This window comes from Streptomyces sp. NPDC005492 (assembly GCF_040605995.1).
Lineage (GTDB): Bacteria > Actinomycetota > Actinomycetes > Streptomycetales > Streptomycetaceae > Streptomyces.
Genome location: NZ_JBEXDX010000058.1, coordinates 12,828 through 39,205 on the forward strand (window position 1 = coordinate 12,828; position 26,378 = coordinate 39,205).

Annotated in this window: 18 protein-coding genes; 10 read left to right on the plus strand and 8 right to left on the minus strand. The window is 67.5% G+C overall.

Annotated elements, in window-relative coordinates; all coding sequences use genetic code 11:
• Positions 1–70 precede the first annotated feature (70 nt).
• Complete coding sequence (gene eccCa, locus ABZT04_RS41085; protein WP_356064454.1) at positions 71–4,045, plus strand: type VII secretion protein EccCa; 3,975 nt, start codon at positions 71–73, stop codon at positions 4,043–4,045.
• A 701-nt stretch (positions 4,046–4,746) separates the two neighbouring features.
• On the opposite strand, the gene ABZT04_RS41090 is transcribed toward eccCa, so the two are convergent.
• From ABZT04_RS41090 to ABZT04_RS41110, 5 genes are all read right to left on the minus strand, one after another.
• Positions 4,747–5,046, minus strand: a complete 300-nt coding sequence (locus ABZT04_RS41090) for a WXG100 family type VII secretion target (RefSeq protein ID WP_356064457.1) — start codon at positions 5,044–5,046, stop codon at positions 4,747–4,749.
• 65 nt (positions 5,047–5,111) lie between these two features.
• Positions 5,112–5,453 (minus strand): WXG100 family type VII secretion target, encoded by a 342-nt coding sequence (locus ABZT04_RS41095; protein ID WP_355924192.1) that lies wholly within the window; start codon positions 5,451–5,453, stop codon positions 5,112–5,114.
• Between the two features lie 66 nt (positions 5,454–5,519).
• Entirely contained in the window at positions 5,520–6,740 is a 1,221-nt protein-coding gene (locus tag ABZT04_RS41100) for a S8 family serine peptidase (protein WP_356064510.1), read from the minus strand.
• A 90-nt stretch (positions 6,741–6,830) separates the two neighbouring features.
• Positions 6,831–8,603, minus strand: a complete 1,773-nt coding sequence (locus ABZT04_RS41105) for a hypothetical protein (protein ID WP_356064459.1) — start codon at positions 8,601–8,603, stop codon at positions 6,831–6,833.
• Positions 8,604–8,605: 2 nt separating this feature from the next.
• Entirely contained in the window at positions 8,606–9,052 is a 447-nt protein-coding gene (locus ABZT04_RS41110; protein WP_356064462.1) for a DUF2563 family protein, read from the minus strand.
• 623 nt (positions 9,053–9,675) lie between these two features.
• Here ABZT04_RS41110 and ABZT04_RS41115 point away from each other — a divergent pair.
• The 6 genes from ABZT04_RS41115 (at position 9,676) to ABZT04_RS41140 (ending at position 17,467) form a co-directional block, all read left to right on the plus strand.
• The gene (locus tag ABZT04_RS41115) at positions 9,676–10,146 is read left to right on the plus strand and encodes a hypothetical protein (protein ID WP_356064465.1); all 471 of its coding nucleotides are present in this window, start codon (positions 9,676–9,678) and stop codon (positions 10,144–10,146) included.
• A complete protein-coding gene (locus tag ABZT04_RS41120; protein ID WP_356064467.1) occupies positions 10,143–12,503 on the plus strand; it encodes a hypothetical protein in 2,361 nt (786 codons plus the stop codon). The genes ABZT04_RS41115 and ABZT04_RS41120 overlap by 4 nt, the downstream gene beginning before the upstream one ends.
• Complete coding sequence (locus ABZT04_RS41125; protein WP_356064469.1) at positions 12,500–13,237, plus strand: hypothetical protein; 738 nt, start codon at positions 12,500–12,502, stop codon at positions 13,235–13,237. Before ABZT04_RS41120 ends, ABZT04_RS41125 begins: the two co-directional genes overlap by 4 nt.
• 124 nt (positions 13,238–13,361) lie before the next feature.
• Positions 13,362–13,871 (plus strand): hypothetical protein, encoded by a 510-nt coding sequence (locus tag ABZT04_RS41130; protein WP_356064472.1) that lies wholly within the window; start codon positions 13,362–13,364, stop codon positions 13,869–13,871.
• A 103-nt stretch (positions 13,872–13,974) separates the two neighbouring features.
• Positions 13,975–16,287: a hypothetical protein gene (locus tag ABZT04_RS41135; protein ID WP_356064475.1), complete on the plus strand. Its 2,313-nt coding sequence runs from the start codon at positions 13,975–13,977 to the stop codon at positions 16,285–16,287.
• A 796-nt stretch (positions 16,288–17,083) separates the two neighbouring features.
• Positions 17,084–17,467 carry a hypothetical protein gene (locus tag ABZT04_RS41140; RefSeq protein WP_356064478.1) on the plus strand — a complete coding sequence of 128 codons (384 nt, stop codon included), beginning with the start codon at positions 17,084–17,086 and terminating at the stop codon, positions 17,465–17,467.
• 19 nt (positions 17,468–17,486) lie between these two features.
• On the opposite strand, the gene ABZT04_RS41145 is transcribed toward ABZT04_RS41140, so the two are convergent.
• Genes ABZT04_RS41145 through eccB form a run of 3 tightly spaced genes read right to left on the minus strand, consistent with a single transcriptional unit; the run spans position 17,487 to position 20,964 of the window.
• The gene (locus ABZT04_RS41145; RefSeq protein WP_356064481.1) at positions 17,487–18,095 is read right to left on the minus strand and encodes a hypothetical protein; all 609 of its coding nucleotides are present in this window, start codon (positions 18,093–18,095) and stop codon (positions 17,487–17,489) included.
• A gap of 37 nt (positions 18,096–18,132) precedes the next feature.
• Positions 18,133–19,392 carry a type VII secretion-associated serine protease mycosin gene (mycP, locus tag ABZT04_RS41150; protein ID WP_356064484.1) on the minus strand — a complete coding sequence of 420 codons (1,260 nt, stop codon included), beginning with the start codon at positions 19,390–19,392 and terminating at the stop codon, positions 18,133–18,135.
• A gap of 39 nt (positions 19,393–19,431) precedes the next feature.
• Positions 19,432–20,964 carry a type VII secretion protein EccB gene (eccB, locus tag ABZT04_RS41155; protein ID WP_356064487.1) on the minus strand — a complete coding sequence of 511 codons (1,533 nt, stop codon included), beginning with the start codon at positions 20,962–20,964 and terminating at the stop codon, positions 19,432–19,434.
• 228 nt (positions 20,965–21,192) lie between these two features.
• Between eccB and eccE the strand changes: the two genes are divergently transcribed.
• The 3 genes from eccE to ABZT04_RS41170 all read left to right on the plus strand — a co-directional run bounded on the left by eccE (position 21,193) and on the right by ABZT04_RS41170 (position 26,310).
• A complete protein-coding gene (gene eccE, locus ABZT04_RS41160; RefSeq protein WP_356064490.1) occupies positions 21,193–22,506 on the plus strand; it encodes a type VII secretion protein EccE in 1,314 nt (437 codons plus the stop codon).
• Positions 22,506–23,252 (plus strand): hypothetical protein, encoded by a 747-nt coding sequence (locus tag ABZT04_RS41165; RefSeq protein WP_356064493.1) that lies wholly within the window; start codon positions 22,506–22,508, stop codon positions 23,250–23,252. Before eccE ends, ABZT04_RS41165 begins: the two co-directional genes overlap by 1 nt.
• Positions 23,253–23,535: 283 nt before the next feature.
• Positions 23,536–26,310: an SCO5717 family growth-regulating ATPase gene (locus ABZT04_RS41170; protein ID WP_356064496.1), complete on the plus strand. Its 2,775-nt coding sequence runs from the start codon at positions 23,536–23,538 to the stop codon at positions 26,308–26,310.
• The last annotated feature ends 68 nt before the right edge of the window (positions 26,311–26,378 follow it).

The window sequence follows — 26,378 nt, forward strand, 5'->3', positions numbered from 1 at the left end:
GCGGATCGACGTCCGCCCGAGACGGGGCGGCGGACGAAACAGCTCGGTCCGGCAAGGGAATTGGTGCGTAGTGAGCCAGATCGTCGTCAAGCGCCCGCCGAGGTCGCTGCCGAAGGAAGTGCCCACCGACGAGGTCCTGTTGCAGGCCCCGCCGGAGCTTCCGCGCGGCCAGCAGGAGGGCGCCCTGATGCAGCTCCTGCCCATGCTCGGCATGGGCGGGTCGGTGGTGTTCTTCTTCAACCCCAGCGCCCAGCCCTTCATGAAGATCATGGGCATGGTGATGATCGCGTCGACGCTCGCCATGGGTGTCTCGATGCTGGTCCGCTACCGCCGGGGCAACCAGGGGCAGATGGCCGACATGCGCCGCGACTATCTCCGCTATCTGTCGCAGACCCGGCGTACGGCCCTGGAGACCGCGCGCTCCCAGCGCGACGCCCAGTACTACCTGCACCCTTCGCCGGAGCAACTGTGGGCGCTGGTCGCCGAGGGCAGCCGCGTATGGGAACGCCGTACGAACGACGAGGACTTCGGACAGGTCCGGGTGGGTCTCGGCCCCCAGGGTCTCGCCACTCCCCTGATCCCGCCGCAGACCGCCCCGGTCGACGAGTTGGAACCGCTGACCGCGGGCGCCATGCAGCGTTTCCTGGCCACGCACGGCACCCTTGAGGACCTGCCGATGGCGGTCTCGCTGCGCGCCTTCTACCACGTGACGATCAGCGGCGAACCGGCCACCGTGCGCGGCGCGGCGCGCGCCGTCACCGCCTCCCTCGCCTCGCTGCACTCCCCCGAGGACCTCGTCATCGCCGTCGCCACCGGGCGCGAGTCGGTGCCCGAGTGGGAGTGGGCCAAGTGGCTGCCGCACGCGCAGTCCCCCGGTCTCGCGGACGGCGCGGGCAGCGTGCGCCTGATCACGACCGACCCGATGGAGCTGGAGGAGATGCTGGCCGACCGGCTCCAGGGCCGGCCGCGCTTCCACCCCTCCGGAGCGCCGGTGCCCGAACAGCCGCACCTGGTGGTCGTGTTGGACGGCGTCTCCCTGCCGCCGACCTCGTTCCTGGCGAGCCCCGAGGGCCTCCAGGGTGTGACGATCGTCGAGGTCGTCCCCGGCGACCTCAGCAGCGGCCGCGGTGACCTCTCCGTCGTCGTACACCCGAAGGAACTCCGCCTGGAGTCGGGCCACGGCATGGTCTACGAGGGCACGCCGGACGTGCTGTCGTACGAGGCCGCCGAGGCGCTGGCCCGTCAACTGGCGCCGCTGCGCATGGTGTCGGGCGGTGACGACGACGAACCGCTGCTCGCCAACCTGGAGTTCACGGATCTGCTGAACCTGGGCGACGCGGCCTCCGTCGACCCGAAGCGGACCTGGCGCCCGCGCTCGACGGCGGAGCGGCTGAGGGTGCCGATCGGGCTCGGCGAGGACGGCCGGCCCGTGATGCTCGACCTCAAGGAGGCGGCGCAGGAGGGCATGGGCCCGCACGGCCTGTGTGTCGGCGCCACCGGTTCCGGCAAGTCGGAGCTGCTGCGCACACTGGTCCTCGGCCTCGCGGTGACGCACTCCTCCGAGACGCTGAACTTCGTCCTCGCGGACTTCAAGGGCGGTGCGACCTTCGCCGGTATGGCGCAGATGCCCCATGTGGCGGCCGTGATCACCAACCTGGCGGACGACCTGACCCTCGTCGACCGTATGGGTGACTCGATCCGCGGCGAGTTGAACCGCCGCCAGGAGATGCTCCGCGACGCGGGCAACTACGCGAACATCCACGACTACGAGAAGGCACGCGCGGCGGGCGCCCCCCTCCAACCGGTGCCCTCCCTCGTCCTGGTGATCGACGAGTTCAGTGAACTCCTCACCGCCAAGCCGGACTTCATCGAGATGTTCGTGCAGATCGGCCGCATCGGCCGTTCGCTGGGCGTGCATCTGCTGCTCGCCTCGCAGCGCCTGGAGGAGGGCCGCCTGCGCGGCCTGGAGACCTACCTTTCCTACCGGATCGGCCTGCGCACGTTCTCGGCGGCCGAGTCGCGGGCCGCACTCGGTGTGCCGGACGCGTACGAACTGCCGAACGTGCCGGGTTCCGGCTTCCTGAAGTACGGCACCGACGAAATGGTCCGCTTCAAGGCGGCGTACGTCTCCGGGGTGTACCGGACCAGTTCGCAGCAGTCCGCCGCGCTCGGCGGCCCGCTCCCGGTCGACCGCAGGCCGGTCCTCTTCACGGCGGCGCAGGTGCCGGTGCAGTACGCGCCCGTGCCGCGCCAGCGCCAGGCGGAGACGGTGCAGGAGAAGGACGACGCGCTCGCCGACACCGTGCTCGACGTGATCGTGCGGCGCCTGGAGGCGCAAGGTCCGGCCGCCCACCAGGTGTGGCTGCCCCCGCTCGACAGCCCGCCGTCGCTCGACTCCCTGCTGCCCGGCCTGGCGGCCGTCCCCGGCCGGGGCATGACCCAGCCCGGCTACGAGGGCGCGGGCCGCCTCATCGTCCCGGTCGGCCTCGTCGACAAGCCGTACGAGCAGCGACGCGACCCACTGTGGACCGACTTCGGCGGCGCGGCCGGCCACATGCAGATCCTCGGCGGCCCCCAGTCCGGCAAGTCCACCCTCGTGCGCTCACTCATCGCCTCCTTCGCGCTGACCCACACTCCACACGAAGTGCAGTTCTACGCACTGGACTTCGGCGGCGGCGGTCTCTCGGCGGTGGCCGGACTGCCGCACGTCGGCGGCGTCGCCTCCCGCCTCGACCCCGAGAAGGTCCGGCGTACGGCGGCCGAGGTCTACGGCGTGATGACGCGCCGCGAGGAGTACTTCCGCACGGCGGGCATCTCCTCGATCGCCGAGTTCCGCACGCGCCGCGCGCGAGGCGACATCTCGCTGACCGACCAGCCTTGGGGCGACGTCTTCCTCGTCATCGACGGCTGGGGCAACTTCCGTACGGACTATGAGGCGTTGGAACCGATCGTGCTGGACATCGCGGCACGCGGCCTCGGTTACGGCATCCATGTGATCCTCACCGCTTCGCGCTCCATGGAGGTCCGCGCGAACATGAAGGACCACCTGATGAACCGTCTGGAGCTGCGGCTCGGCGACCCGATGGACTCCGAGTTCGACCGCAAGGTCGCGGCCAACGTGCCGACGGGTGTGCCGGGTCGGGGTCAGACGCCGCAGAAGCAGCACTTCATGGCGGCGGTCCCGCGCATCGACGGCCTGTCCTCCGACACGGACCTCGCGGAGGCGACGACGGCCCTCACGGCGGAGGTCGCCCGGCACTGGCAGGAGCCCGGTGCCCCCGAAGTCCGCCTGCTGCCCCGCGAGTTCGCCGCGGCCCAGCTCCCGCCGGGCGACCGCTTCCCCAACCGGGGCATCTCCTTCGCCCTCGACGAGGACAACCTGGAGCCGGTGTTCGTCGACTTCGACCAGGACCCGTTCTTCCTCGTCTTCGGCGAGAGCGAGTCCGGCAAGTCCAACCTGCTCAAACTCCTCATCAAACGACTCAGTGAGCGCTACGACGGCGACGCCTGCAAGCTCTTCGTGGTCGACAACCGCCGCTCCCTGCTGGGCGTCACCCCGTCCTCGCACCTGGCCGAGTACATCCCCATGTCGAACCAGATGCAGCACCACATGGACGCCCTCGTCGACCTGATGCAGCGCCGGACACCGACCTCGGACGTGACCCCGCAGCAGCTCCGCGACCGCAGTTGGTGGCGCGGCCCGCAGGTCTTCGTGATCATCGACGACTACGACCTGGTCTCCACGTCGAGCGGCAACCCCCTGTCGGGCCTGACGGAACTGCTGCCCTTCGCCCGGGACGTCGGCGTCCGCTTCATCATCGCCCGGTCGACGGCGGGTGCGGGGCGCGCCGGGTACGAGTCATTCATGCAGCGGATGAAGGAACTCGGGGCGCAGGGCGTGGTGTTGGCCGGCGACCCGGCCGAGGGCGACCTGCTCGGCGGGGTCCGGCCACGGCCGATGCCTGCGGGGCGGGGGGTGTTCGTGTCCCGGAAGCGAGGGAAGCCACTGATTCAGGTGGGGCGAGTGGTGGAGGGGGACGTGTGAGAACTCGCTGATCTCAGGCTGGTGTTGGGGCTGTGGTCGCTCGGCGATCACAGCCCTCGGCGTTGGGAAGGTGCCCGTGCGCGAGCCCATGCGCTGACGTCGGAACGTCGACGAGGCGTCTGCGGCGAGCGGCACGGCGGACGGACACGGTCCGACGTGGGGCAGCTTCTGCCCGTGGATCACGGCGAGCGTCTTGGGCGGGGCTACGGCGAGCGGCCCGCGCAGTCGGCCGTTGGGGCGGTGGGCGGCCGCTTCACGGCAGGGGCGACGGGGAACGAGCAGCGGCGGGGCCGCGTAAGGGCCGCGCGTGCCGGGCTTCGTCGTCGGGAGGCGGCAAGTTCTCGCCGGGAGCGGCAAGTTCGGCGGCCTGGAGGATCCAAGGCACCCACGCGACGACGGGAGACGTCGGCTTCGGTCATAAAGCGCTGCGGGTCGGTGCCCGGCTGCGGCCTGCTCAGCAACACGGCCGGGTCACTGTCGGCGCCCCGGGCCGGCGTCAACACCGCAATGGGTGCCGAGCCGGGTGACGCCCGTACGCGGGCCGATCAGCCGCGCTGCCCGTCTGCTGGCGTCAGGCACGCGCACGCCCATCTTCCACTTCCACGTGTACGGCGCGGCACAGCAACAGGGTGGGCGCCTCCCGCGCGCGCCCACCCTGGCGTTGCTTCTAACCAGCCCGACGAGCCTCGTCCGGCTGCGTCCTACTGGAAGTAGCTGGCGGCCTTCTTGTCGCCCTCCATGTAGGTACCACCCGACGTGTGCACGACGTGGCCGATGCCGGTCAGCGCGGTGTGGATGTCGTTGGCTTCCTTGTCCCACTTGTGAAGCTTCTCGTTGAAGGTGTTCTGCGCGTCACCCTCCCAGTACTGCAGGCTCTTCACGACCAGCGCGCGGAGCTCCTGGAGGTCCTGCTCCAGTTGCTTCGCCTCGTTACCGATCTTGGTGGCGGCGAAGTCCAGCCCGTCATAAGTGACGGAAAGGCCGTCGGAGTTACGGCTCATGCGTGTCTACCTCGTCTCGTTCGTATGGGCTGGGCCGGTGGGTCCAGTGACGCCGATGGCGTGTATCAGTAGGAGCTCAACGAGGACACGGTCGGCGCGCCGTCCTGCACGTCGATCTTGTTGACCGCCGCGCGGACCTCGTCTTCCTTGCTGTCCTTGATGTTGCGCGTCGCGGTCATCGCCTCGATGACGTCACCGAGAATGGTGCCGATCTTCTGCAGCGACTCGTTGATCTCGTACTGCTTCTTGTCGAAAGCGGCACGACCGATTCCATGCCACTGGCCCTCAAGTCCGTCGATGACACCCTGAAGCCCGTGCACGCGCTTGGCGATGCCGTCGTACTTGTCGAGCATCTGCTTCTGAATATCGACTACTGCGGCATCTTCGAGCTTCTGCTTGTTGGACATGGTCAGCTCACCCTTCTTGTGTTGACTCTCGTGTTGACTGTTCCGCGGTCCGGCCGGAAATCCCGGTCACCTGGCCCGCCGTGCGCGCATTACGGCCACGCCCGCACCGCCGAGGACGACGACTGCGGCGGCGCCGCCGAGTGCGACCCAGAGTGTGTTGTTGTCGCTGGACGACTCGGCGGTTGATCCGGCTGCGGAGGTGCCGCCGGTCGACGTCTTCTGCTGGGCTTTGGACGTGGGCGATGCGGACGGGGTTGACGTGGCCTTAACCGATGACTTCGCCAGCAGATCCCCGCCGTTGTCCTTGGCGAGCGGGTCGACGTTTGCCGGGCCGGCGTTGTAGTTGGGGTTGTCGAGAACCTCACGGGGACGCACGAACCCGTAGCCGGCGTACTTACTGGGCTTGTCCTTCGCCCATGATCGGCTGGCGGTGTCGATCAAGGAGCGGGTCACCTGGTTCACCGTCCAGTCCGGGTGCGCGGACCAGATCAGGGCAGCGGAGGCTGACGCAATTGCGGTTGCATCACTCGTGCCCTTGGAGTCACAGTACGAACGAAATGTCGCGTCACACCACCCCGGGATGGCCTCACCGGGCGCTGCAAGGTCAACATAATTTCCGTACGAAGAGATCTTCGACACCGTAAAAGACGAATCAACCGCCGCGATGCCGAGCACGTAGGGATAGCCAGCCGGGTAATCGATGAACCCACTCTTCCCGGCACCCGCGTTGTTGCCAACAGCGGCAATCAACAGCTTTCCTTTGGAAGCGGCATAATTGACTGCCGCCTTGTCCTCCGCAGTAGTCATTCCACCGATCGACATACTGATGATCTTTGCGTCGGTGTCTGCGGCTGCCCTGAGCGCTTCCGTCGAACTTGGCGTCTTGTCCTTTTCGGCCCCGCTCTTAAGGCCCTCCAACTGTACGCGATATGGGACGATCTTGGCCCCCGGCGCCAGCCCCTTCAGACCACCATCCGCCCCTGTACCCGCGATCAACTCGGCCATTGACGTTCCATGGCCGCTATAGTCATCGGTGGCGTGATAGGCGACCGATTTGGGAACTTCGTCGGCCAGGACTTGCCCTTTCAGCGAGGGTGTGTTCGCGTTCACGCCGGTGTCGATGACAGCGACTTTCACGCCTTTACCCGTACTGACCTTCCACATCTGCTCGGCGTGCATCGGCCCCAAATACCACTGCTTCGACTGAGCGTCGTACGCTGCGGCGTTCGGGGCGAACCCGACACTCACAGCGGCCAGGGCGCCGACGACCGCACCCACAGCACGCAATCGAATTCCGCAGCGTGTCCCGAGGAGCGCAGCCCGCTCGCCCCGTCGGCTGGTCCCTGACTTCATGGCGTTGTTCGTCCTCGCTCGCGCTCAGTTGGTGGCCGACGGCGTGTCGCGCCCCGGCTTGGTGGGCAAGTGCGTCTCTTCGTCTTCCGCCGGGCAGTCGGGGCCTGACCTTCCCCTCGGATTCCGCTCGTCACCGGGCTTGCCTTGGTTCCCGGGCCCGCGTACCAGGCCTGCGCCTCCCCGCGTCATGCCGTTGCGCTCGGCGCGAGTGACGGAGTTGCGTTCGGTCGGCTTGCCTGTGACAGCCCCTCGCGTTCCCGTGCCGCCGCGCGAGGCGGCGGCCGCGTTTGCATCGGGCTTCGCCTCGGCGCCAGACGGTCCGAAGACGCCGCGCTGTCCAGGCTTGCCAGTCACGGGCCGGGAGTTGGCCGTTTCCTCGGCCCCGATGACATTGCCACGAGGAATCCTCGACCCGCCCTTCGCCGAATTGCCGGTGCCGTTGGTGGGCCGTCCGCCCACCACACCATTCGCACGGCCAGCGCCTGTACTCGGACCACCGCTGGCTCGCGGTGTTGAAGCGCCACCTGTCCGTGGGGTACCACCGGTGACACCGCGGCCCATCGGGGACGACTTCGCGGCGGAAGCCGGACCCTTGGTGGCAGACCGGCCGGTCTCTGTGGCGCGGCCCATCTGGCTCATGGGCCCGCGCCCCGCGGACCGCCCCGAGTTGCTCAGACCAGATGATCCAGCTCTCCCCTGAGCGGATGCAGGGGTTCGGTAGCCGCCTGAAGCGCCTGCGCCTTTACCCGTGAAGCTGCTGGGCATCGCGGTCCCGTACGTACTCTCGAACGTGCCGGTCTGACTCCCGCCGATGCCAGGGGTACCCGTGACCGGCTGGTTGTGGCTCGTGGGCACAGCCACGGACGGCGGTAGCGTGCCGACGCTGTCGATGTTCGTACCGACAGGATCTGTGGGATGCGTGACGTGTCCGACGACATGCTTCGAAGTCACGGGTGTGTCGCTCGTGTCGTGCGCTTCGACCCTGTCCACTGACTTGACCGCACTGTGGTGATCCGCGACCGCTTTCGATCCAGTGCTGACTGCAGTGGAAACTCCAGGGCGGGAAACCACTGACCGGTCGGGCTGAGGCACCCCCACATTGGGCATGCTCTTGAACTCAGGGGCGTCTTTGTTCAAGGCCGCCAATTCGTCCCTGGACACCGCGTAGTACGACGACAGCCGATTCATCTGGTTGATCGCCTCTTGGCGATCCTTCTCCACACGCACGGCAGCCGTGTACGCGCTCTTGTCCGCGACCTTCTCAGCAGGCGTGAAGTGCTCGGGCCGCTTCCGCGTCGCTTGCGTATCACGAGCCGGCATGGCGCTCCGTACGGACGCCAGGCCGACGGCTGCGGCTGTGATCTGGTCGCCCGCTCCTCCAGCGAAGCTACTCAGCAGGTGGGTATTGGTGACGAGATCAGCGCCCCACTTACGGAATGCCTCGCCCGATTCCCCGACCCAATGCACGGTGTCGATGTGACCGCCGAGTTCGTCGGCTGCCGACTTGATGGCGTCCCGTGCGTCCCAAAGGGCCTTGCCGGATGATTCCAGATCCTCCGGGTTGGTCTGCTCTACGAGGTCAACCATCCGGTTGAGGTCATAGTGCTCAAAGCTCGTACGGCCGTGCATGGCATGGCCGTACGAGGTCTGGTCGACCACCGACCGCAGAGGTTCGAACAAAAGGTTGTCCAGGAGGCCGCCCCCTCGTGGCCTCTCCTCCACACCCCGGGCGAAGTCCGTGAAGTTGTTCTGGTTGGAGACCCTGTCCAGGTCCGACTTGTGCTGCTTGTCAGTCATCGTCACCCGCTCATGCCGGACTTGGCGTCACCAGTGCGCTTGACACCTTCAGAACTCTGCGTTTTCTGGATCTCCGACTGGATCTGCCAGAAGCGCTGGCGCTGTTCCTCTTCGAGGTTGTCGAAGCCGTGAGCCGCGCCCTGCACCGCAATACCGATCGCCTCGATCTGCAGGTGCAAGGTCCTGGAGAGAGATGTCAGCTTCTCGTGCACGGCGTTGTACTGCTGATACAGGTCGTCTGCCTCACCGAAGGCACCGTGCCCTCCGCAGTGGATCGACGCGCGGCTGATCGTCTGGGCACCCACGCGCTTCGGGTTGCCCGCTGACCCCTCCAGGTCACGCAGAACCGTGTCAACCCGCTTCACGAACAGGCCCAGCGCCTCACCACTGGCCTCCAGATTCGCGGCCCTGGTAGCCGACACGCCCCCCACCATGTCTGCCGGAAGCACGACGCTCCTCCCCGTTTCCCCGTACATCCACCGGTCGCGGCCAGGCCACGCCGATCCATCCGCTCACCGTACGATCGCAAACCGAGTCGCACCTGACAACGCGTTTACCACTGTAGTCAACCTGTACATCGGGGCCAACCTGCCTGTGTGTTAACTCAGTTACGAGACCGGCCCAGACGCCACAGTTTGCCCGATTCGCCGGTTCGGCTCCCGTCGGCCACACGGCTCTTGGTCGCGATACCCAGCCTCCGATCACCCAATCGTGAGCATGGCAAACCTCTTCGAACGCTCCACCCTTGACGATCTTCATCACATTTCCACACGCGACGGACGGCAAGCACATGCACATTCCGCAGCCCCCCGTTCAATGAGCGCACCAGCCCCACAGCCAGCCGCCGCCCGACACCGCACCGTTCGACGTGCGGCAGCGCAGCGGAGGTCTCACCCCGCCGCCCGACCCTTCCGCGATCGACATCAGGAGATCTTTGCGACTACAAAACCTGAGCCTGACAAACCGGTTGCTAGGTTGACGCCACCTTTGCCATGACGCGGACGCAGTCATCCGGCAAAGCGCAAACTACGGGGCATAACGGAATACAGCGGTGACGGGGAGGTATCCACGCATGGCGTGGGACGAGTGGGAGCAACTCAAGGCCCAGGCCGCGGAGCGGCACTCGACGAAGATGGAGCTGAACCAGCTCCCGGCAGACCCGGGTGGCAGCGGCGGTGGGGACAGCCCCCAAGGTGATCTGCGCGTCAGCCAAAGGGACTTGGCCGCGGTCGGCGATGCCGCCTACCAACTCCACCAGGACTTCACCCACTACAGCGCCTACGCCCGCACCGCCTCCCTCACCGCGGCCGACGGCCTCAAGAAGCAGGGCTTCGCTCTCGGCGCCGCACTCGACCACGTAGCCGAACGCTGGGCCGACCAGACCCGGTCGCTGCTCGACGCCACCGCCCACATCTCGAACCACCTCGACTACACCAAGGGTGCGCACGCCGGCGACGAGGTCTACATCGCCGATTCCATCAGCAGCATCTCCACCCTGGACGAGGGATTCGACCACCGGAACGGACAGGGCGGGCAGAAATGATGGACCTCGACGCCCTCCGCTACGGCAACTTCGCCCCGCTCGGCGAGGCGATCACCGACTGGCAGCAGATGACGACGAAACTCGCCGGTCTCAAGAAGGACGCCGAGGACAACCTCAAAGCCAAGGCGGACAAGGCCGATTGGGCAGGTCTCAACGCCACCGTCACACGGGCGTTCGTGGACAGGACGGCGACCGAGTTCACCGACGCACACACCCAGGCCGACTCGATCACCAAGATCCTCAGCGACACCCGTGGCGAACTCATCGGCTATCGCACCCAGTTGAACGCGGCCATCGACCGCTGCGCCAAGAAGCACCTGACCGTGATCGACACCGGCGACGGCACCTTCGCCGTCACGCAGAACACCCGCCCCGACTGGGCGTCCGACCCCGGCGGCGGGACCGACACCACCAGCCAGCAGGAGATCAACGCCTTCCGCGACGAGATCCAGGGCATCCTCAGCAAGGCCACCGAGAGCGACAACAGCGCCGCCAAGGTCCTCAAACTCCTCGTCGACCAGGCCGAGTACGGCTTCTCCGACGCGTCGTACAAAGACCGCGACTCCGCCGCCAAGGCCGTAGAAGCCGCCGACAGGCTGGCCAAGATCCTCGACAAGGATCCGAGTGACGTCACCAACACCGAACTCAACGAGCTGAACACCACGCTCGCCCAGTACAAGAACGACCCGCTCTTCGCCGAGAAGTTCGCGACCGACGTGGGCCCCAAGAAGACCATGGAGTTCTACGCGAGCCTGGTCGACGACTCCCAGTTCGCCGAGAACCCCCGTTCCCGCGAAGGCCTTTCGACCGCGCAGAAGGAACGGATGCAACTGGTCGAGGGCTTCGAGAAGCAACTCGGAATGACGCTGGCCACTGCCAGCCACTCCGACAGCGACGCCATGCAGAAGTGGAAGTCCGACACCATCTCCCTGGGCGGCCAGAACGTCCGTCCCAACGGCGAGAATCCCGTCTACGGCTTCCAGGTGATGAGCAACCTGATGCGCAACGGGGAGTACCGGACCGACTTCCTCCACGACTACGGCGACCACCTGATCGCCTACGAGAAGTCGCACACGTCGGACGAGTACGGCGGCCTCCAGCGCCGCGTCACCCGCAAGGACGTACTCCCCTGGGATCACTCGGGCCAGTGGGAGCAACTCCACTACGGCGACGCCAACGACGCCGGGCGGGACCCGATGACCGGGTTCATGGAGGCTCTGGGCCACAACTCCGACGCCTCGACCCAGTTCTTCAACGAGGGCGACAACTTCAACTACCTTGCCGACAAGCGTGAATGGCCGGAGGACTACGCCGGTGACCACGCGAAGACCATCGCGGGCTACGACTCGCTGGGCCACGCATTGGAATCCGCGACGACGGGGGCGGCGTACGACGCTCATCCGCCGCAGTTGCACCGGGATCTGGACACGGCCAAGGTCGCGGAGAAGGTGGTGCATCTGTACGGGCGTCCGGCCGAGGGGACGGACGCCGAGCGGACGCAGCTCAGCGGGGCCGAGTTGATGAAGAAGCAGGACGGCATCCAGGACAGCCTCAGCCGCATCGGCTCCGCCTACATCGACGACCTCAACTGGTCCATGGACGATGACGACAAGCATTCCGTCTTCGCCCAGGACGGCACCGGGCGCTCGATGGGCGAGCGTGCGCATCTCCAAGCCTCGGACACGCGAGGTTTTCTGGGCACGCTCGGTCAGGACCCGAAGGCGTACGCGCAGATCGGCACCGCGCAGCAGGTGTACACGACCTCCGTACTGGACGCGCATCAGCCGACCGTGGACGCGAACGGGGTGGTGCACTCTGCCGCGGCCGAGGCGGCCGTGCGGACGGGGGCCGAGGTCCAGGGGATCATTGATCAGTCGCGCGCCGACCAGACGACGGCCGAACACGGGGTCGCGGAGGCGGAATACAACAAGGCTGTGGACGAGCGCATCGCGCGTCAGAAGGAACTCGCCGGCGCCATCGTCGGCGGCGCGTTCTCCTTCATTCCGGAACCGGAGAGCGGTTTGGCGTCGACCATCGTGCCGATCGCGACCGAGAACATCCAGGACCAGACGACCAGCCATATCGAGGACAACCTCGACACCTACGGCGAGAACCAGCACAGGCAGCTCGCCGACGTGCGTCAAGGAGACCGCAAGGCCATCTACGACGCCGGCTACACCTCCTCCTGGGAGCCGGGGCGTCGTGCGCTGGAGAGGCTGGACGGCAGCGCGTGGCACGCACACCAGGACGACCCCTACCTCCAGGTCAGGGAGAACCTCAAGAACGCCCAGGCCACCGGCTATACCTCCGGCAGCAACGCCCAGCAGGAAGCCGGGAACCTCCCGGTGACAGGATGAAACGGATCGATGGGCTCAGCATGGTGAACAACAGGCTTACCGCTCGCCGTACGCAGGCAGTGGCGATCGGCGTGCTGTGCGCATCGGCACTGGTCGGTTGCTCGAAGGACAACGGATATCAGCCGCAGAAACGGGCCACCGCGGCCTCGGTGTGTGACGGCGCGTTCGACGAACAGGCCGCGCAAGCTCTCCGGTCGTTGAGTGGTGCGACGAGGTTCCAAGAGGTCAAGCGGAAGTCCATCAGCGGAACCTTCACTCAACTGGTCAAGGACCTGAACGCGATCGCGGACGACTCAGACGCCGACCTCGGTGAGTACCTGTGCCAGTTCACCGCCGTGGGCAAGAAAACAGGGTCCCCCATCCAAGTCGGTTTCAGTTGGGTTGCCGCCAAGGGGGATGGTTCGAGCGCGGCGACCGAATCATCCGAGGCAGCCACCGCCTACACCTTCGCGCGTTCCACGAAGTCCACCGACAACTACGCCTGGGTTTCCTTTCCTTGCGCCCGCGACCAGGGCGATCAGGGCCTCCCTCAGCCCAGCTACCTCACCGCGACGGTCAACACCTACCCGCCCGGCACGACCGACTCCGCCAAGTCCGCGGCGTACCGCGAGGCCAACATCCGCATGGCCTACTCGGCCGCGGTCAAGGCCGCGAGCACCATCGGCTGCTTCAAGGAGAGCGGTCTGCCGAAGACGCTGGGTGCGCTGAAGGCGCGTCCCGTCACGGCCGGCTGAGCCGCCTTCTCCGAAACTTCACTCCTCGACAATCAAGACATTGCGGACCTGACCAGGACTTTACTCGGGGTGGGTTGCTAGCTTGACCCGACATCGAGTGTCGAGCACGGGGGAAGGTTCACCCATGGCGTGGGAAGAGTGGGAGCAGCTCAAGGCTCAGGCCGCCGACCGGCAGTCGACCCACATGCGGTTGAACCATGTCGACGGTGGCGGCGGGACGTATGGACCCTATGCGCTGCCGCAGTCGTACGGCGATCTCAAGGTCGGGCACGACGACCTGGCCAAGATCGGCAAAGCCGCGCATTCCCTCTACAACCAGCTCTGGGACAAGGCGCGCGTAGCGGTTCCCAGCAGTGACTCCGCGGCAGGCGACCTCTCGGAGCAGGGATTCGCGCTCGGAGCCGGGCTTCAGCATGTTTCGGACCGGTGGGAGGAGCAACTGAAGTCCTTGATGGACGCATGCGCACAGATCTCCAACCACATGCACACCACCACGAAGCTGCACGCAGGCGACGAGGACTATGTCCAGCGGCAGATGAGCAGCATCGACGTGTTGGACGCCGGATTCGACGAACGAGTCGGCAAGCCGGGCGACAAGAATCCTATCTACGGAGAAAAGAGCGAGAAGAAGTAGTGACCCGCCGGGGCAGAAAGCGGCTCAACCGCGCTGCCCGGTAAGGGTGTTGGCGCGAATATCGCACTCTCTCTTCTCTCGCTACCTCCAGGGACACATACCAATGCGACTCGACGCTCTCCGCGACGCCAATTTCAAGCTGCTCGACGACGCCGTCACCGACTGGTCGACGCTCGTCGGGCACCTTGAGGAACTGAGGAAGGATGCCGAGGACGACCTTCACCAGGCCGCGAACAAGGCGGACTGGGCCGGCGTGAACGCCCAGGTGTCCAAGGAGTTCATCGGCAAGACCGCGGGCGAGTTCACCGACGCCCACACCCAGGCCAGGACGATTCACAACATCCTCAGCGACACCCGGGACGAACTGAAGAGCTGTCACCGGCAGTTGGTCGACGCCATCGAGGGTGGCCGGAAGAAAAACCTCACGGTCATCGGCTATGAGGGCGGCTTCACAGTCACCACGAATGTCCCTCCGGAAGGCCGCGCCCAGGGGGACAAGGACAACGCGACCGACATCACCGCTCTTCGGGATCAGATCCAGGGGATTCTGGACAAGGCGACCGAGAGTGACGACTCGGCCAGGACCGTTCTCCAGGCCATCGGCGATCAGAGCAAACTGGGCTTCACCGACGCCGACTACAAGGGCCGGGACTCCGCCGCCGCGGCCGTCAAGGAAGCCGACGAACTGGCCGAGTTGGCGAAGAAGAACCCCGACGACCTGACGGTCGCGGACTTCGACAGACTCAACGCCGGGCTGAAGAAGTACGGTGCCGACGCACTCTTCGCGGAGCGTTTCGCCACGCATCTCGGGCCGCAGAAGACCCTGGAATTCTGGACCGGGCTCACCGATGCCAACAGGGGAAACTACGAACTCGGCCACGAACGGCTCGACCAGTTCGACGATCTGCAGCGCAACTTGAGTATGACGCTGGCCCACGCGTCGCAGAGCGACTCCGCTGCGATGACCGAGTGGAAGCGCACGATGATCGACATCGGCGACAAGCCGCTGTACGGCAACCACGGTGGTCCGATGGGCTTCCAGGTCATGAGCAACCTCATGCGGGTCGGCGACTACGACGACCAGTTCCTGAAGGACTACGGCACCGAGCTCATGGCCACCGAACGGAAGCTCACCGGGAACGGCGAGCACCGCAACGGATTCTGGCAACGCATGGGCGGGGATCCCTGGTTGAACCGGATCGGGGAGGACAGCGGGTCCGATCCGCTCACGGGTTACCTGAAGGGGTTGTCCAACAGTCCTGACGCGGCTACCTCGTTCTTCAATCAGGAGTACGTCTCGAAGGACGATGCGGACAACCCGTTCGAGCGGGACACGGACGGCGACGGAAACAAGGGCAAAGTCTCGCTGTCCAACTTCCAGTACCTGTTCGAGGAGCGGGACTGGCCTCAGGAGGTGGGCTCTCACGGGGACGACCTTCACACCGGTCAGAACAATCTCGCCCTGGCGCTGGAAGCGGCCACTACGGGGCATCCGGCCGGTGAGATTCAGACGGCGGACACACCGGCTCATACTGCGGCGCAGGCTGGGCTGATGAGGGAAATCGTGAACTCCATTTCCGACGATCCCAGCCGACTGAAGGACCACTCCTACATGTCGGACAGCATCGGCCAGATCGGATCCGAGTATCTGCCCGACATTCACCGAGCCATGGCTGACGGCCCGGAAGTCAGGGACGGAAAGTCTGGATGGAACCTGCTGTTTCCGCTCGCAGGTGAAGACGCAAAACTGGACCACAGTTCCGTGACTCGGTTCCTTGCCACTGTCAGCCAGAACCCTGAGGGCTACAGCGCTCTCAGCGTGGGCGAGAAGGCCTACACGGCCAGTTTGATGGACTACCACCTGAACCCCGATCTTGCAGATTCCGCGCGTTACCCGCACGATGCGCAGGAAACGATTACGAGCATCTCGCGCAAGTCCGGAGAGTTCAGTGGACTCCTCGCACAAGGTCGGCAGGAAGCCGTTCTCGGCCCGGCTACCGAAGAGGACGGCGATTTCGATTACGCCGTGAATCAGAAAAAGAACGTGATCTCCGGAATTATTGGCACAGGAGTCGGAGTCGGCACAAGTTTCATTGCGAGTCCCGTGGTTGGCGCTGGTGTCGGTGGAGTTGCGGGAACTGTGACTTCGGTAGTGCTGGAAGACTTCTACAAGGACGAATCCGGAAAATATCGTTCAGAGGTCGGCAGCGACATCGCAACGCGATGGGAGACGGTCAAGGACACGACGACCAACATCAACTACGCGGCAGCCAGCGAAGCAGCCAAGGCCCACCGGGCCAACTACTCGGATCAGATCGACACCTGGGTGAGCGAAGGCACCGCAACCGGCTTCAGTGACGCAAACACCGACATCCACGCGATGGCCAAGGATATGGACACCGAGATCCCTGATTGATCCAGGACCCCCATCCCAATCGGAAGAATCGCCAACGGTATTGGAAAACGCAATGCAGGGACTTTCGGGCAGCAGAGGACGTCACGCGGTCATGGCCTTCGGAGCGGCGCTACTCGTTGCCGTCTCGGTCTCTTGCTCTTCGCCGTCACCCACACGCGAGTACGCCACACCGAAGGATTTGTGCGGCACCGAGATTAAAAGCGCCGTACTGGAACCCGTACTCCCGCCGGGGAAGAAGATCAGCGCGCAGCCGACGTCCGCAGTCGGGATTCAGCGCTGCCGGCTCCAGGTCGACGGGAAAACAGTGTTCTCAGCCAGCACAGAGAAACGGGCAGCCGGTGTCTCCGCCAGGGACGTGGCCATGTCCGCACTGGGAGTCGATCCGGACGATGCGAGCACTGGCAACGGGCAGGTGATTTTTTCGAAAACCGGAGCCGTAAGTAAAGTAGAGTGCTCTGTTTCGGCATCTTCAGGAAGTTCGCTGTGGGTTACGGCTCGGGCAACCCAGGCCTCAGCCGCGTCGGAGATGCGGCGGTTCATCGAAGATTACGCAACGGCCATCGCGAAAACGGACGCCTGCCGAAACTAACGCCTCCGCAGGCGTCAGCCACTCGGACGGCGCGCAGTGGAACTCGGAGAGTGACGGGAATTGAGACTCAGGTTTTCTGGACTGCCCGTCTGCGCCGCAGTAGTTGTGGTCGCAGCGGTCGGCTGTTCCGAAGAAAAGAAGCGGGAATACGCACTTCCGACATCGCTGTGCGGCGTACCCGTTCCCACCTCCGCACTTTCCCATCTGATGCCGACCGGCAAGCACCTAACGGTGAACGAGGCCACTCCGGTTCCTGATGCCCTCACCACCTGCGAGGCGAGTGTCGACGGCGACAAGGTGCTCTCGGTGGAGCAAGAACACCGGGATGCGGGTGCGTCGGCCTACGACATCGCGCGGGACCGGTTCGGTGTAAAGCAACCGAAGTCCGCGTTGCAGCGCAGTGCCGCCTATTCGGACCGCGTCGCGGTATCGGTGGTCAAGTGCCGTGATGGAGAAAGTGGCGACGAGGACATCACCATCGCGGTCAAGACCGTCAAGCCTGCACACCAGAACGAATCAGCCATGAAGGATCTGATTCTGGGCTACACATCGGCTTTCGAGAAACAGCAGCCCTGCAGTAAGAACTCGTGAATCGACACCGTCCCGGAGATCAGCAAGCCCCCTCCCGCATAGCCACCGCCAGCCGGTACCCGGAAAAGGTCAGCGTGCCCTCCCTGCCCGCGATGCCCGGCGGCGTGTAATCGTCCTCCTTCGAGCGAGTCCGGACCACGTGCACGCAGAACACCTTGTCCGTGCCGTTCGCCGTGACGGTGATGTGCGTGTCGGACTCCGTGTCAGGGTCCGACGGTTCGGTGGCGACGCCTGTTTCCGGGGCATCGCCCCCGCCGTTCTCCGTCACCTTCTGCTCGATCAGGGACGCGTAGTCGTCGAAGTAGAGCGGGGCGCCCGACTCGTCGGCCTGGTATCTGTAACCGTCCAGGTCGTCCGTAGCGCCTCGCACCGCGCTCGTCAACTCGTCGTCGCTCCACGACATGTCGTCGGAGACGCCAAAGCCCTGCACGCTCGTGTAGATGCCGATGCCGGCGATCGTGACGAAGAGGAGGCGGGCCAGGGTGAAGGCCGAGTTCGGGACGTCCGGAGCCGATGGGTTGAAGTCGGCCCGCCACGCGCGTACCCGGTCCGCCTTCACGCAAGCCATGGCCAGGAATACGGCGGACAGGGCGAGGCCGAAGATGTTCAGTTTGGTCAACGTGTCCATCAGCCGCCCGCCACAAGCTTGTTGACGCTCCCGTCCCTCAACCCCTCACCCCAGCCTCCACCCGCCCCCGCCGCCTCCGCGCATCCCGCAAAGCCACCGCACTCCCCCCAAGCCCCGCCACAACAACCAGCCCACCGACAACCACATACGTCCCCAACCGCGTGTTCCGTTCGTCCGCCGTCTCGCCGAAGTGCAGCGGGGCGACCGACGGGGCCTCGCCCTTTGCTACGCCGCCCTCGGGCTTGGGGGTTTCGACGGGGTGTTCGGGGTCTACGTCCGTGAGGGCTTTTACCGGGTCGACCACGCCCCAGCCGACCAGGCGGTCGTGGCCGGAGATCGTGCGTTCCGCGGTCTGTTCGATCTGGGCGACGATTTGTTGGGCGGTCCACTTGGGGTACTTGGCCTTCAACAGGGCCGCGACGCCCGCGACATACGGCGCCGAGAAGCTCGTACCGTTGTCGGAGCAGTGGCCGTTGCCCGGGACGGTGGAGATCATGTCGACGCCGGGGGCCGCCACGCCGACGAACTCGCCGGACTGGGAGAAGGAGGCGCGTTCGTTGTTGCGGTCGGAGGCGGCGACGGCGAGGACGCCCTTGTAGGAGGCCGGGTAGGTGATCTGGACGGTGCCGCCGAGGCCGTCGTTGCCGGCCGAGGCGACGACCACGACGTTGTGTTCGAGGGCGTAGTCCACGGCCTGTCGGAGGCTGTCGGCGGGGGCGATCGCGTTCGCCGTGTCCTGGGAGATGTTGATGACGCCTGCGCCCTTGGCGACCGCGTCGCGGATGGCCGTGGCGAGGGTCTCGGCCGTGCCGTCGCCCTCCGCGTCGTTCTGCTTGATCGGGATGATCGTGGCGTCGGGGGCCAGGCCGACGAAGCCGGTCCCCTTGGCGGGGCGGGCCGCGATGATGCCGGCCACGCGCGTGCCGTGGCCGACCGTGTCGGTGGTGCCCTGGCTGTTGCCGCGGTCGATCTTCTCGCCCTTGGAGTTCTTGGTGGGCAGGATGTTCTCGCCTGCCGACGCGTCGACCGCCTTCTTCAACTGCGGGTTCTTGACGTCGACCCCGGTGTCGATGACGGCCACCTTGACGCCCTTGCCGGTGGACTGGGCCCACAACTCGTCAAGGTTGACGCGTTGCAGCGCCCAGGGGCGGCCCGTGTACTGCTTCGACGGGAACGTGCACTGGCCGTCGTCCGCCCGCGCCGGGGTCGCCAGAGCCAACGACACAGGAAGCGACAGCGGCAGGGCCGCCAGCGTCGACGTCGCCAGCGCGACCCTCAACATCTTTGTGATCAGCATGAGTTGCGGTCCCCTTCCCCTTCCCTTTCCCCGTCTCGCCTACGAACCCTGCGGCTGCCGTGCCGCCGCCTCCGACAGGCGCGGGCCCGTCGGCAGGAACGTCGACCACTCGGCGGGGACCGGAGCGGGGGTGACCTTCTCGTAGCCGAGGCGGGTCTGGGCGATCTTGGCCTCGCTCAGCTCCTCCTTGCGCTGCTTGGCCGTCGTACCGATGCCACTGTCGTCGGTGGCGCTGTCGCTGTTGGACTGCAGGGCGTAGCGCAGGCCCGTGTCGGTGACCAGGAAGACTGGGCCCGCGTCGGCCTCGGTGCCCATGACCTGGCGGAAGAGCTGGCCCGAGCCGGCGGTGACGTAGGCGCTGGAGGAGCCGGTGGGCAAGGGGGCGGGGAAGTCGGTGCCGGCCCAGGTGGACAGCGTGGTGTGGTTGCCGCTGCCTACCGAACGCAGCACATTGCAGACCGTGTTGCGGCCGCTGGTGGCGCTGGTGCCGTCGTTGACCGTCTTGGGACGGTACGTCGGCCAGTTCTTGTCGGCCTCGAAGGTCGTGCTGTCGGCGACCGCGCCCGGGCTGACCGGCTGCGCCTCGCCGGTCTGTCCGACGGGGACGAGGTCACCGCTGTTGAGCAGGAGCGTGGCGGTGAACTCCGAGATGCGGGCCACCTTGCCGGGCAGCACCACGTAGTACTTCAGCGCCTGGCCGTCGTTGGCCTTGATGACCTCGCCGACCTTGTCGTACGGCCGCATGTCCGCGGCGGCGAAGGCGTTCGCGGTCGCTCCCGGGGTGCCGTCGGTGATCTTCGGGATCGCGATCGGGTCGCCCTTGTGGAGGGTGTCGAGCCACTCCTGGGAGACGCGCTGCGGGGCGCGGCCCTGGGTGTCGAGGGCCTTGAGGAGTTCGTTGTCGGAGGGGTCTGCGAGGGGGTATGCGGTGCCGTTGGCGTCGACGACGTACTGGGACTTGCCGTCCGGGCCGACTACGTACATGAGGTCGCCGCCGGAGAGCTTGTTCCCGCCCTCGGTCTTGGACCAGTCCTTCTTGGAGAGGACGAACGCGGCCTTCTGGATGGAGCGGCCGCCGGCGGAGGGGCTCTCGCAGACCGCCCAGCGCTTCGCCGCCTCGGCCTCGCCGGAGGAGGGCAGGCGGTCGGGGGCGTACGGGATGCCGATGGTGGCGCCGTGCGGGAGCTTGCCGTTGTCGAGGACGTCCTCGTCGACGGTGATGACGCTGTCCTTGTTGGGGTCCAGGAGGAGTTTGGCGGAGGCCATGTTGAGGACCGGGTGGAGTTGGGCCTCCTTGCCGGTCTTCAGCACCACGTATCGAGTGGTCGACTCGCTCGCCACGATGACGTGCGACTCGACGTCGGACCAGCCCTTGGGGGCCGTCGGCTTGAACATGCCGATACCGCCGAACACCGCGAGGATCACCACACCCACGACGATGCCGGGCACCAGCGCGCCCAGCGGTTTCGGGGCACCTTCCTCCGAACCCGTCGGGGACGGCTGAAGGAAGGACGCGAGCGTGCGGCGCTTCGCGAAGGTGTAGGCGTTGAGTTCATCGCGCCGTGATGCCATCTGTGTCCGCTCTCTCCCCGTGCGGAGCCGTGGAGGACCTGTGGAGATTCGTCCCCCGCCCCCGATTGCCTCTGATACCTCAGGTGTCAGACCCGCCCCCTACTATGCCTGTTGCGTGGGTGTGCTTGTGTCACGGGTAGGGTGCTCGGGCCCTGAGGAGACCGGAGCGCAGCGAGTCGCGCAGGGAACGCCGCAGGGAATTCGGGAGAGTTCGGGGGTTTTGGAGTGATGGCTACCGCAACGCGGAACCGGTCGCGATCGCAATCCGCATCGGGATCGGGTCATGTGAGCGTTTCGGGTCCGTACCGCGGTTCCTTCACGCCGCATCTGAAGTCGCGCTCGGGGCGCGGAGGTTCGTTCACGACCCAGCGGCTGGTGCTGCTGGAGGTCGCGGCCGCGCTGGTGGTGTCCGGCTGGCTCATCGGTCCGATGGCGCTCATTCCGGCGGTCGTGGTCGCCGCGCTGCTCGTGGTGCTCGCTGTCGTACGACGGCGGGGGCGCTCCCTGCCGGAGTGGCTGGGCACGCTGCTGGCGCTGCGGTCCCGGATCCGGCGGGCCGCGAGCACCCCGGTGCCGGCGGGGACCGACGCGGGCCTCGCGCCCGCCGTGGAGTGCGACCCGAACCTGCGGACGTACAGCTACCACCGCGGCGACGACCGCGACCAGCGGCCGGTCGGGATGGTCGGCGACGGCGACTTCCTCACCGCGGTGCTCCAGGTGGAGTCGGACGCGGGCGCGCTGCGTGCCGAGCGCGGGCGCAGACCACTGCCGGTGGGCCTGGTCCGGGACACGCTCGACGTCGACGGAATCCTTCTCGAATCGGCGCAGATCGTGGTGCACACCCAGCCCGCGCCCGCGCTGCATCTGCCCCAGCAGTCGGTCGTGGTGAGCAACTACGCGCCGTTGCAGGCCCAGACGGGCTCCCCCGCCGTCCGCATCACCTGGATCGCGCTGAAGCTCGACCCCGAGCTGTGCCCCGAGGCGGTGGCCGCGCGCGGGGGCGGGCTGGTCGGCGCGCAGAAGTGCCTGGCCCGGTCGGCGGAGCATCTCTCGAGCCGGCTGAGCGGTGCCGGTCTGCGGGCCAACGTGCTCTCGGAGGAGGAGCTGACGGCGGCGATCGCCACCTCCGCGTGCGCCAACCCGATGGTGACCGCGCAGGCCGGGCGGAGCGAGGCGCCGCAGCGGCGGACCGAGGAGTCCAGCCGCAGTTGGCGTTGCGACAACCGCCGGCACACCACCTACTGGGTGCGCCGCTGGCCCCAACTGGGCGATTCCGGCACCTCGTTGGCGCAGCTCGTGGCGAGCCTGACGGCGGTGCCCGCGCTGGCGACGACCTTCAGTCTGACGCTGGCCCGTGGTGAGCGGCAGGACGTGTCGCTCACCGGGCATCTGCGGATCACCGGCCGCAGCAACCAGGAACTGACCGACGCGCGGCGCGAGTTGGAGCAGGCGGCCCGCCAGGCACGGACCGGGCTCGCCCGCCTGGACCGTGAACAACTCCCCGGCGTTCTCGCCACGTTGCCCCTCGGAGGTGCCCGCTGATGACCACGACGACCACCGAGCCCCGGGCCGACGGCCTCGCCTCCCGGCTGCGCTCCGGATTCGGCCTCCTCGGCCCCCGTCACCCCCGGCACGCACTGCCCGTCGACCAGGTGGAGGCACTGTCGCTGCCCATCGGGGACGACGGCGTGGTGGTGGGCGTCGACCCCGAGGGCCGGCCGGCCGTGCTCGGGGTCAACCGCCCGACGCCGTACGACATCCTGCTCATCAGCGGTCTGTGGACGGCCCAGGTGCTGGCGCTGCGCGCGGCGGCCACCGGGGCGCGCGTCGCCGTGGAGACGGGACGGCCGCAGGCCTGGATGCAGATGGTGCACGCGATGGGCGGCGGACAGAACGGCCTCGCCGTCTACGAGGTCGGCCGCGTCCCCCCGCAGGGCGCCTCCGCCGGTACGCCGGTGCTGGTGGTCCGGGACTGCGGTATGCGGCCGCCGCGCGGGCGGGTGACATCGGCGCCCTGGCAGTCCGTGCTGACGCTGCTGCCGTATCTCAGCCCGGTCGCACCGCGGTTGATGCGTCAGGCGCGGCTGGTGGGTGTGCAGCGGGTGTCGCCGGACGAGGCGGCGGAGATCGGGCGGGTGATCGGGCTGCCGCGCGCCGACCTCGACGCGCTGCCCACGTTGCCCGACGGCGTCACGCTGTGGTGCACCGAGCGGGACCGCCAGTACGTGATGACTCAGCCGACGGACCCGGAGGTCGGACTGCTGGGCGTGGCCCGCCGCATGGACTGACGCCACCGCAGAAGCGTCCCGTTTGTCTCATTTGACAGATCCCCAGGGGGATTTGATCCGCTATCGCCGGTCTCGGTTGTGTGGTGGTGCACGAAGGGGTGGGCGGGCCTGCCGAGTCCACGGTTTTCGTGATTAGGCTGGGACTGGGCACGTCACGAGTATCCGCGAGCGGGTGGTGCGTGGCCCAGGGGCTCCAGGGGGACAACCCGGCATATCGGATGTTGCGAACGGTCGCCCCAGCACGGCATGAGCATGAGGGTGCTCGACCACACCAGGAGGAATTGTGAGCAGCGATCGGGACGGGATCCGCGGGGGCTGGGCCACACCCGGCGATGACCAGCCCGACGACGAGTCCGCCATCGAGATGACGGGCGAGTTCACGATCGACTACGCGCCGCCGGCCTGGTACACGCAGAACTCGTCGGGCGCCTCCGCGCAGGCTTCACCGACGCCGACCCCGGCGAGCGGTACGGCCACGCCGCCGCCCCCGCCCTTCCCGGTGCCGGCCTCGCCCGACAACACCGGCTGGGCGCCCTCGGCGGCGGTTCCCGACGAGGAGGAGCCCGAGAGCGGCGGCCTCGTGAGCGGCGCGACCATGCGGATCTCCTCCGCCGCGCTGAAGCGGGAGATCGCGGAGCGGGGCGGGGTGACGGACGCCACGTCCGAGCAGGAGCCGCCCGAGACTCCGACCGCTCCGGCCCCGGCCGAGGTTTCCATGGGCGACGAAGGTTCCGTCGAAGGCGCCGATGGTGCCGAAGGCGCGGCTGCCGGTGACTCGGAACCGGGCTCCGGGCAGCGGGAGTTCGAGGGCGAGGCGCCCGACGCTTTGATTCCGGCTGATGACGAAGCACCGGAGAACGGCGACACCGAAGGCACCGACGCCACCGAGCCGAGCGCTGAAGGCGAGGACGGCGCGGTCGCCCACGCAGACACCGCGGACCCGCCGGACTCCACGGGCGATGAGAGCGCGGACGACCCCGCCAACGACTCGGCCAACGCCCCGGCGGACGAGCCGACCAACATCGACGCTACGACGCCCACATCCACGACCACACCCTCGCCCGAGGACGACTCCCCCCAGGGAGCCGATCCGGAGACGGGCGCCCCCGCCGACGTCCAGGCCGTTCCGCTGGCCTGGACTCCCCCGCCGGCCCCGCAGAGCGGGGTCCCGCCGCTGCCGCCGTCCTACCAGCCCGCCGCCCCGGCCCCGGCCGACCAGTGGCCGGCCCAGCCCCACCCCCAGACTCAGCCGCAGCCCGAGCCGGCGAACGCGGCAGCGCCCCAGCCGCCCGCCGCGCCCCCGGCCCAGCCGCCCATGCCACCCCAGCAGCAGCCCCCGTTCCAGCCACAGGCACCACAACCGGCCCCGGCCGCCTGGACCGCCCCGCCCACACCGACCCCGCCCCAGAGCGGCTACGCCTACCCGCAACCGCCCGCTCCGAACGCCCAAGGCGGCTACGCCTACCCCCCGGCACCCGCACAACAAAGCCAACCGGTCCCCCCGCCCAACCAGCAGGGCGGCTACGCCTACCCGCCGCCCCCCGCACAACAGGGCCAGCCGGTCCCCCCGTCCAACCCACAGGGCGGCTATGCCTACCCGCCCGCCGCCGTCCCCCAGGCCGACGCGCCCAGCATCCCCCCGCAGGGCCCGCCCCCGGTCGCCGCGGATGGCCGCCCCGGCTTCCCTCAGCAGTCGCAGCCGGAGTTCCAGGCCCACCCGCAGCACCAGCCCCTGCCCGACGCGGCTCAGCCCCCTCACCCGCAACCCCCGGTAGACCCCCGCACCGGTGCCGCCTGGCCGCAGCCCATGCAGCACGATCAGCGGCAGCCGACCAACCCCGGTGCCGCGCCGCTGGGTTACACCGCCGCCGTGGAGCTGTCGTCGGACCGGCTGCTCAACAACAAGAGGCAGAAGGCGAAGAGCGGGCGGCCGGGTGTCGCGCCCTCGCGGTTCAAGCTCGGTGGGAAGAAGGAAGAGGCCGAGCGGCAGCGGAAGTTGCAGTTGATCCGTACGCCGGTGCTGTCCTGCTACCGGATCGCGGTCATCAGCCTGAAGGGCGGTGTCGGCAAGACCACGACCACCACCGCGCTCGGCTCCACCCTCGCCACCGAACGCCAGGACAAGATCCTCGCGATCGACGCCAACCCGGACGCCGGCACGCTCGGCCGCCGGGTGCGCCGCGAGACCGGCGCCACCATCCGCGACCTGGTCCAGGCGATCCCGTACCTCAACTCGTACATGGACATCCGCCGGTTCACGTCCCAGGCGCCCTCCGGTCTGGAGATCATCGCCAACGACGTCGACCCGGCCGTCTCGACCACGTTCAACGACGAGGACTACCGGCGCGCGATCGACGTGCTGGGCAACCAGTACCCGATCATCCTCACCGACTCCGGTACCGGTCTGCTCTACAGCGCGATGCGCGGTGTCCTGGACCTCGCCGACCAGCTCATCATCATTTCGACGCCGTCCGTGGACGGCGCGAGCAGTGCGAGTACGACGCTGGACTGGCTGTCGGCGCACGGGTACGCGGACCTCGTCTCGCGCTCGCTCACGGTCATCTCGGGGGTGCGCGAGACCGGCAAGACGATCAAGGTGGAGGACATCGTCAGCCACTTCGAGACGCGCTGCCGGGGTGTCGTGGTCGTGCCGTTCGACGAGCATCTCGCCGCCGGTGCGGAGGTCGACCTCGACATGATGCGGCCCAAGGTGCGGGAGTCGTACTTCAATCTCGCGGCCCTGGTCGCCGAGGACTTCGTCCGGCACCAGCAGATGCACGGCCTGTGGACGAGTGACGGCAACCCGCCGCCGGTGGCCGCCCCGCCGATGCCGGGCCAGCAGGGATACCCGGGACAGCAGCCGTACCCGGCTCCCCAGCAGTACCCGGGCCAGCAGATGCCCCCCGGCCAGCCGTACCCGGCCCAGCCCCAGCCCGGCCCGTATCCGCAGCAGCCCCCGCCGCCGCAGCCCTACGCCCAGCAGCCCTACCCGCAGCACCCCGGCGGCCAGGCCTCACCGCCGCCCCCGCCCGCTCCCCCACAGCCCCCTCAGCAGTAACCCCACCCGAACAACGCGAAGGGCGGCCGGTGCCCACGAGCACCGGCCGCCCTTCGGCGTCGTAGGAG